Here is a 7050-nt window from a genome sequence, read left to right as displayed (position 1 = left end):
TGTGGACCGGGGCTCTCGGCGTGCACGGCCCGCTCTACGACCAGGGGGTCCCGGTCAGCAGCTCGAACGCCTCGATGTACTTGGCGCGCGTCGCGGCCACGACCTCCTCGGGCAGGAACGGCGGCGGCTGCTCGCTCTTGCGGTCCCAGCCGGACGCCTCGGAGGTCAGCCAGTCCCGGACGAACTGCTTGTCGTAGCTGGGCTGCGCGCGGCCCGGCTGCCACTGGTCGGCCGGCCAGAAGCGCGAGGAGTCCGGGGTGAGCACCTCGTCGGCGAGGACCAGCGTGCCCTCCCGGTCGAAGCCGAACTCGAACTTCGTGTCCGCCAGGATGATGCCGCGCTCACGCGCGATGTCGCGGGCCCGGCTGTAGACGGCGAGGGTCGACTGGCGCAACTGCGCGGCGGTCTCCGCACCGACCTGGCGGGCGACCTCCTCGTAGCTCACGTTCTCGTCGTGCTCGCCGACCGCGGCCTTCGTGGCGGGCGTGAAGATCGGTGCGGGGAGCTCCGAGCCGTCCTCCAGGCCGTGCGGGAGGGCGAGGCCGCAGACCGTGCGCGTCTTGTTGTACTCGAGCAGGCCCGAGCCGGTGAGGTAACCGCGGGCGACGCACTCGACCGGCACCATCTCCAGGGACTTGCAGACGAGGGTGCGGCCCGCCCAGTCGGCGGGGGCGCCGGCCGGCAGCTCCGTGGACAGGACGTGGTTGGGCATGAGGTCAGCGAGCTGGTCGAACCACCACAGCGAGAGCTGGGTCAGGACCCGGCCCTTGTCCGGGATCGGCGTGGGCAGAACCCAGTCGTAGGCCGACATGCGGTCACTGGCGACCATGATCAGGTCGCCCGCGTCGTTCTGGTACAGCTCACGCACCTTGCCGGTGTGGAGGTGGACCAGGCCCGGGACCTGTACTGGCTCGGGCTTTTCGACGAATCCGGACACGGTTCCTCCCCGTGGTCATGTACGAGTAGCTCTGATTCTCCCGTACCGGGGGACGAGTTTTGGCCAGGGGTGCCGCGGGGTGCCGCGCGCTCAGTCCCGTTTGCAGATGCGGTCGAGCAGATTTGCCGTCGCCCGCTGGATCCGCGGGTCCACGTGGCCCGGGCGGTCGAGGGCCGGGGACCAGGCGAACGTCCCGGACGCGAAGACCAGGGCGCCGGACGGTGCCCGGTACAGGGACGTCTCCTGATGGCGGCGGGCCTGGTCGCTGTCCCGGTAGGGGGAGTGGGCCAGCAGGATGCGGTCCTGGTGAGGCGGCAGGGCGGTGCGCGGAAAGTAGTGGTCGGCCTCGCCTGCGACCAGGCCCTCGATCTCGTCGCCCTCGTGCGCGCCGGTCGCCTCCCACAGCCAGTGGTCCGCGTTCCGTACGACCAAGGGGTGCGGCTCTGGGACGCGGCCCGCGTACTGAATGCCCATGAGCTGCTGCTCCGGCTTGTCGATCTCGCGCCAGAGCGCCGGCTTCCCCGGGCCCCTGCGCTTGAGGCAGGTGAGCAGGCGGTCCGGCACCCCGGACGGGGACGGACCCAACTCCACCTGCCAGTACATGGTGTTGGCGGAGAGGAAGACGAGGGACGTGCCGCTCTCGCGGGCCAGCTCGGTGGTCCGGCGCATGTTCCCCGACCAGTACTCGTCGTGGCCGGGGAAGACCAGGCCCCGGTAGCGGGTCGGGTCGATCCGGCCTGCGTGCAGGTCACGGGTGTCCGCGTACGCCAGGTCGTAGCCGTACCGCTCGGCCCAGCGGATGAAGTCGTAGGCGTGGCCGACGTGCAGAGGCAGGCCCGCGCCCGCGTACGGCCGGTCGAAGGAGACCGTGGTCGCGGCCTCGCTCTCGCCGAGGAGCCGGCCCTCCTCGTCCCAGGCGTGGTAGAGGCTGGCGCCGGTACGGCCGTCCTCCGGATAGAGGTTGTACGCCTGCCAGGTGATGTCCGGGAGCAGCAGGAGCAGGTCGGCGGGGTGCGAGTCGCGGACCGTGAAGGGGACGTGCGAGCGGTAGCCGTCGACGGTGGTGAGGACGGCCACGTACGCCCCCACGTTCCAGTACGTCGGGATCTGGAGGCGCCAGGACAGCCACCAGTGGTGGCAGGAGATGGTGCGGTCGGCGGTCAGGGGCGCGGGCTGGACGATGCCGGACAGGCGCGGGCTCGTGGTGATCTTGCGGGCGCCGTCGCCGCCGTAGTGGCCGATGCGGTAGATGTCCACGCTGAACTGCTGCGGCGGGTCGACCGTGATGTGGAAGTCGATGGCCTCGCCGGGCGCCGCGGCGCCGGTCGAGGTGAACCCCTTGATCTGGCGGTGCACGTCGTCGGCGGTGCGGGGGCCGCTGGTGCGCGGCGGCCGGGAGCCGCCCGCGCCGGACTGTGCGGTGGGGTCCACGTACCAGGGGACGACCTGGCCGGTGTCGTCGAAGTAGTTCTCGCTGCCGCGCAGCCAGGGCAGCGGTCCCTGTCCGAACGGGTCGCTGACGGCGTGCGCCATCGCTCCGGACTCCCAGCGGGGTGTGCGCGGGCGGGGCGGCGGCGCGGCGCTCTGCCCCGCCGCGTCCTCCGGTTTCCCCGCGCTGTCCGGCCCCATGGCCGCTCCCCTCCCTCGCTCCCCCGAGCCCGTGGTGCGCGGGGTTGTCCGCGACCGGTCCCAGCACATCACATTACGCACGCACTCCGTCACCGTTCGTCGTGAATTGACGAGAGTGGAGCGTTTACCTCCGGATAGGCCGGAGGGCTCGATGGGGGGCGGTGGGGGGCAGTCGGCGGGCGGTCACACCAGCCGTACGGGCTTCTCCGGGCGGATGCCGAGGCGGGCCAGCCAGCCCTTGAGGGGCTCGGGGTCGCCGTCCTCCACCAGGCTGAGGACACGCGGCGTGAGGTCCCCGGCGCGCTCTCCGCCGACGAGCAGGGCGGGGCCGTCGAGCCAGTCCAGGCCCGGGGCCGCACCGGCCGTGTCGACGGCCGCGCAGCACACCATCGCGGTGACGTGGTCGGCCAGCAACTCCCGCCCGCTGCGCGGCGGTTGCAACGGGAACAACGGCAGCGCGCCCTCGTCCCACAGGGCATCGTCCGGGCCCTGGCTCGTGGGGGCGGGCGCCGGGGGGCGCGCCTTCTCCTCGCGCTCCAGCTCGGCGCTGAGACCGGCGGAGAGGGAGTCGGCCTCGGGGCGGGGGGCCGGGGCGAGCAGCGCCTCCAGTTCGGCGTCGGTGTACGTCTCCGGGGACACGGTCGGCTCGGGGGCCGGGGGAGTCTGCGCCGGACCGGCTCCGGGGTCCGCCGCCAGGTGGTCGAGGACGCGCGCCAGGGTGGGGCCCTCGGGGGCGGTGGAGGCGCCGGCCCGGGTGCTGTGCACGCCCAGGGTGTCCAGGACCCGGTGCAGACGCGCGGCGTCCGTGCGCCACGTACGGTCCACGACCTCGTCCGGGTACTCCTGCCAGTCCACCGGCGCCCAGTCCGGGCCCGACTCCGCGGGGCCGCCGTGGAAGAGCCGGGCGGCGAGCAGGGAGGCGGCCTCGTCCACGGCGCCGGGCTCTTCGAGGAGGTCGCAGGCGGGGCGCTCGCCGAGCCGGGAGGCGAAGCCCTCCGCGAGCCGGTCGCGGCGGGACAGCTCGGTGAGGGCGGCGACCACCCCCACGTCGAGGCGGGACGGCCAGCGGCCCATGCGCCAGGCGGGCAGGGCGACGCGGGTGAGCAGCCGGTCCCAGCCCGCGTAGGCGAGCCCGACCTGCTCCTGCGCGACGATCCGCAGGCCGTAGTCCACGGCCTGTGCGCGCTCGGCGCCGGCCGCGGCGACCCCGCGCTCCATCTCGGCGGCGTGCACCCGGCAGCTCTGGAGCATCCAGCGTGCGATCCGGCCGACGCCGCTCAGCACGAACCGGGCCGCCGGGCCGCGTCCGGGGGCCGCGGCGACCGCGACGGCTGCGTCCAGGCCGCGCACGAAACGCCGGGCGGCCGCTATGTCGGGGTGGGCCGAGGGACCCGTACCGGCGACGACCGGTGCGAGGACGGCCCGCAGCTCGGCCACCCGCATCCACCACAGGAACGGGGAGCCGATGACCAGGACCGGCGCCACCGGCGTCTTCGCGCCGTCGCTCGTCGTTCCGGCGTCGCGCGCCGAGGGCCGCGGCGGGCCGTGCGCCGGATGGGTGCGGTCCTCGAGCCAGCTGTCGCAGTCCGGGGTGAGCGCTATGGCCGACGGCGCCGGGACATCGAGCCGGTCGGCCAGGTCGCGCACCAGTCGGTACAGGTCCGGGGCGGTCTCCTCGGCGATCGGGACCGTCGGGCTGAGGGCGGGCCTCGCCCGCGCCACGACCAGCGCGACGGCCGCCGCGGCGAGCAGGACGAGCACCGCGAGGACGGTCACGACCAGCCGCGCGGCGTCCCAGCCCCCGCCGGTCAGATGGCCGGTGGCGCCGCCCGCGAGCAGGATCACCGAAGCGGCCGCGGGCAGCAGGGCGAGCGCCGTCGCTCTGCCGCGAATACGCAGCACGGCGACAGCCCTGGAGCGCGCTGCCTGCGCACCCGCTTCCGCACCCATACCGGACACGACCGATGTCACCCCCTGCTGCCTGTACCTCTTGCCCCACCGGGGGCCGAGACCCACGGCAGGACACTGGTGGCGTTGTCCACTCCCCCACTGTGGCACCCGCCACCGACATCGCAATGCCGGTGGTCCGTCTGGTTCTGTCCCCTCATGGAACGGTTCCGGACGGGCGGTGGTTCACCTCGCAGGCGCTTGAACTCCGTGCGCCGCACCCTAGTTGGGAGCTGGGACATCGTCAGCCGGACGGGCCATCGGTCACTCGATGGAATGGCTTTGGGCAGAGGTAGCTGACATCGGGGGCCGGACGAGAGAGGGTGACACTCGCCCGGCGTTCTGCGACGGCCGGGCTCAGCTCTCGGCAGCGGCCTTCGCGGCGATGTCCGTACGGTGCTGGGAGCCGTCGAGGCCGATGCGGGTCACAGCGACGTACGCACGCTCGCGGGCCTGCGTGAGGTCGGTCCCCGTCGCGGTGACGGACAGCACGCGGCCACCCGCGCTGACGACCGCCCCGCTCTCCTCGTCCTGCTTCGTCCCGGCATGCAGGACGTACGCGTTCGGGGCGTCCTGGGCGGCCACCTCGTCGAGCCCGGTGATCGGGTCACCGGTGCGCGGGGTGTCCGGGTAGTTGTGCGAGGCGATGACGACGGTCACGGCCGCGTCGTCGCTCCACCGCAGCGGCTCCAGGTCGGCCAGCGTGCCGTTCGCGGAGGCGAGCAGGACACCGGCCAGCGGCGTGCGCAGGCGGGCGAGGACGACCTGGGTCTCCGGGTCACCGAAGCGCGCGTTGAACTCGATGACGCGGACGCCGCGGCTGGTGATCGCCAGACCGGCGTAGAGCAGACCGGAGAACGTCGTGCCCCGCTTCTTCATCTCGTCGACCGTCGGCTGGAGAACCGTGTCGAGGACTTCCTCGACCAGCTTCGGGTCGGCCCACGGAAGCGGCGAATAGGCGCCCATGCCACCGGTGTTGGGGCCCTCGTCGTCGTCGAGCGCGCGCTTGAAGTCCTGGGCGGGCTGGAGCGGGACGACCGTCGTGCCGTCGGTGATCGCGAAGAGCGAGACCTCGGGCCCGTCGAGGAACTCCTCGATGACGACGCGCTCGCAGGCGTATCCGTGGGCGCGGGCCTTCTCGATGTCGTCGGTGACGACCACACCCTTGCCGGCGGCGAGGCCGTCGTCCTTCACCACGTACGGGGCGCCGAACGCGTCGAGCGCCTCGTCGACCTCGGCCGGGGTCGTGCAGACGTAGGACCGGGCGGTCGGCACACCGGCGCCCGCCATCACGTCCTTGGCGAAGGCCTTCGAACCTTCGAGCTGCGCGGCCTCGCCGGACGGGCCGAAGACCGGGATGCCGGCGGTACGGACGGCGTCGGCCACGCCCGCGACCAGGGGAGCCTCTGGGCCCACGACGACGAGGTCGGCCTCCAGCTTCTCGGCGAGGGCGGTGACCGCGGAGCCGTCGAGCGCGTCGACGGGGTGCAGCTCGGCGACCTCGGCGATGCCTGCGTTGCCAGGGGCGCAGTGCAGGGCGGAGACGGCGGGGTCGAGGGACAGAGAGCGGCACAGGGCGTGTTCGCGGGCGCCGCCGCCGATGACGAGGACCTTCACGTCGGTCAGCCTATCCGTCCGGGTGGGGTGCTCTTGTACGGGCTGCCCAGTGACAGACGGGGCCGGGGTTGTGGGTTTCTCCAAGTACTGGGGTGGCGGAGGCGGGGTCCTGGGCGCAGGACGGCCGGCCCGGCGCTCCGTGCCGGAGCGGCGGGGCGGTGGTTTTTCGGTCGGCTTGTTCCGGTCCGCAAGCGCGCCGCCGCCGTGGCCGCCGCCGGGCTACTCGTTGGTGAATTCCTCGACCACCGTCGCGCCCAGCTCGCGGACGATCAGGTCGTGGCCCGTCAGCGCGTTCTCGTCGAGGTCCGGATCGTCGTCCTCCGGGATGTCGTCCTCCACCGAGACCGGGCGGCGGACCGGGGCGGGCGCCGGGGCCGGGGTGGGGGCCGGAGCGGCCGCGGGCGCCGGGGCCGAGGAGGCCGCGGGCGGTGCGGGGGCCGTCACGGGCGGAGCCGGAGCCGGGGCGGGGGGCGGGGTGTAGCCGCCGCCGTAGCCGCCGGGCGCGGGCTGCGCCGGGGAGCCGCCACCGGCGTCGACCACCGCGTCGACCTTCCAGTGCACGCCGAACTGCTCGGTCAGGGCCGCCTTCAGTACGTCCTCGCTGCCACTGCTCGCGAAGTTGTCCCGGGCGCCCGCGTTCACGAAGCCGAGCTGGAGCGTGGTGCCGTCGAACCCTGTCACCTGCGCGTTCTGGCTCAGCAGGATCCAGGTGAAGCGGCGCTTGTTCTTCACCGCCTCCAGAATGTTCGGCCAGAGAGTGCGGGGGTCCGGGCCGCCGACGGGCGCCTGAGCGGCGGGCGCGGCCTGGGCGGGGGCCGGCGCGGGCGCGGGCGCAGGCTGCTGTGGGGCGGAGGCCGCCGGAGCGGAAGCCCCGGCCGGGACGGGCGGGCGGCCCGTACCGGCGGACGCGGCTGTGGGCC

4 protein-coding genes and 1 pseudogene are annotated in these 7050 nt (G+C 73.8%); all 5 read right to left on the bottom strand.

Annotated features, from left to right (window positions below; translation table 11 throughout):
- Positions 1–34 precede the first annotated feature (34 nt).
- Positions 35–937, bottom strand: coding sequence for a phosphoribosylaminoimidazolesuccinocarboxamide synthase (locus ABD366_RS39265; protein ID WP_324774100.1), 903 nt, complete (start codon positions 935–937; stop codon positions 35–37).
- Positions 938–1027: 90 nt separating this feature from the next.
- Positions 1028–2470: a N,N-dimethylformamidase beta subunit family domain-containing protein gene (locus ABD366_RS39260; RefSeq protein WP_324774108.1), complete on the bottom strand. Its 1443-nt coding sequence runs from the start codon at positions 2468–2470 to the stop codon at positions 1028–1030.
- A gap of 279 nt (positions 2471–2749) precedes the next feature.
- Positions 2750–4516 carry a hypothetical protein gene (locus tag ABD366_RS39255; protein WP_324774110.1) on the bottom strand — a complete coding sequence of 589 codons (1767 nt, stop codon included), beginning with the start codon at positions 4514–4516 and terminating at the stop codon, positions 2750–2752.
- A 354-nt stretch (positions 4517–4870) separates the two neighbouring features.
- The gene (purD, locus tag ABD366_RS39250; protein ID WP_324774102.1) at positions 4871–6130 is read right to left on the bottom strand and encodes a phosphoribosylamine--glycine ligase; all 1260 of its coding nucleotides are present in this window, start codon (positions 6128–6130) and stop codon (positions 4871–4873) included.
- A gap of 219 nt (positions 6131–6349) precedes the next feature.
- Positions 6350–7050, bottom strand: a pseudogene (locus ABD366_RS39245) (DNA polymerase III subunit gamma and tau); the annotation flags it as partial.

Source organism: Streptomyces kunmingensis, assembly GCF_039533535.1.
Classification (GTDB): Bacteria; Actinomycetota; Actinomycetes; order Streptomycetales; family Streptomycetaceae; genus Streptomyces; species Streptomyces kunmingensis.
Note: the sequence above shows the minus strand (reverse complement) of the source record. Positions and strands in the feature narration are given on the sequence as shown.

What these genes read in the sequence shown, in the direction of transcription:
- ABD366_RS39260 (WP_324774108.1), bottom strand. Translation starts at nt 2,470, where the DNA reads ATGGCGCACGCCGTCAGCGACCCGTTCGGACAGGGACCGCTGCCCTGG.
- ABD366_RS39255 (WP_324774110.1), bottom strand. Translation starts at nt 4,516, where the DNA reads ATGGGTGCGGAAGCGGGTGCGCAGGCAGCGCGCTCCAGGGCTGTCGCC.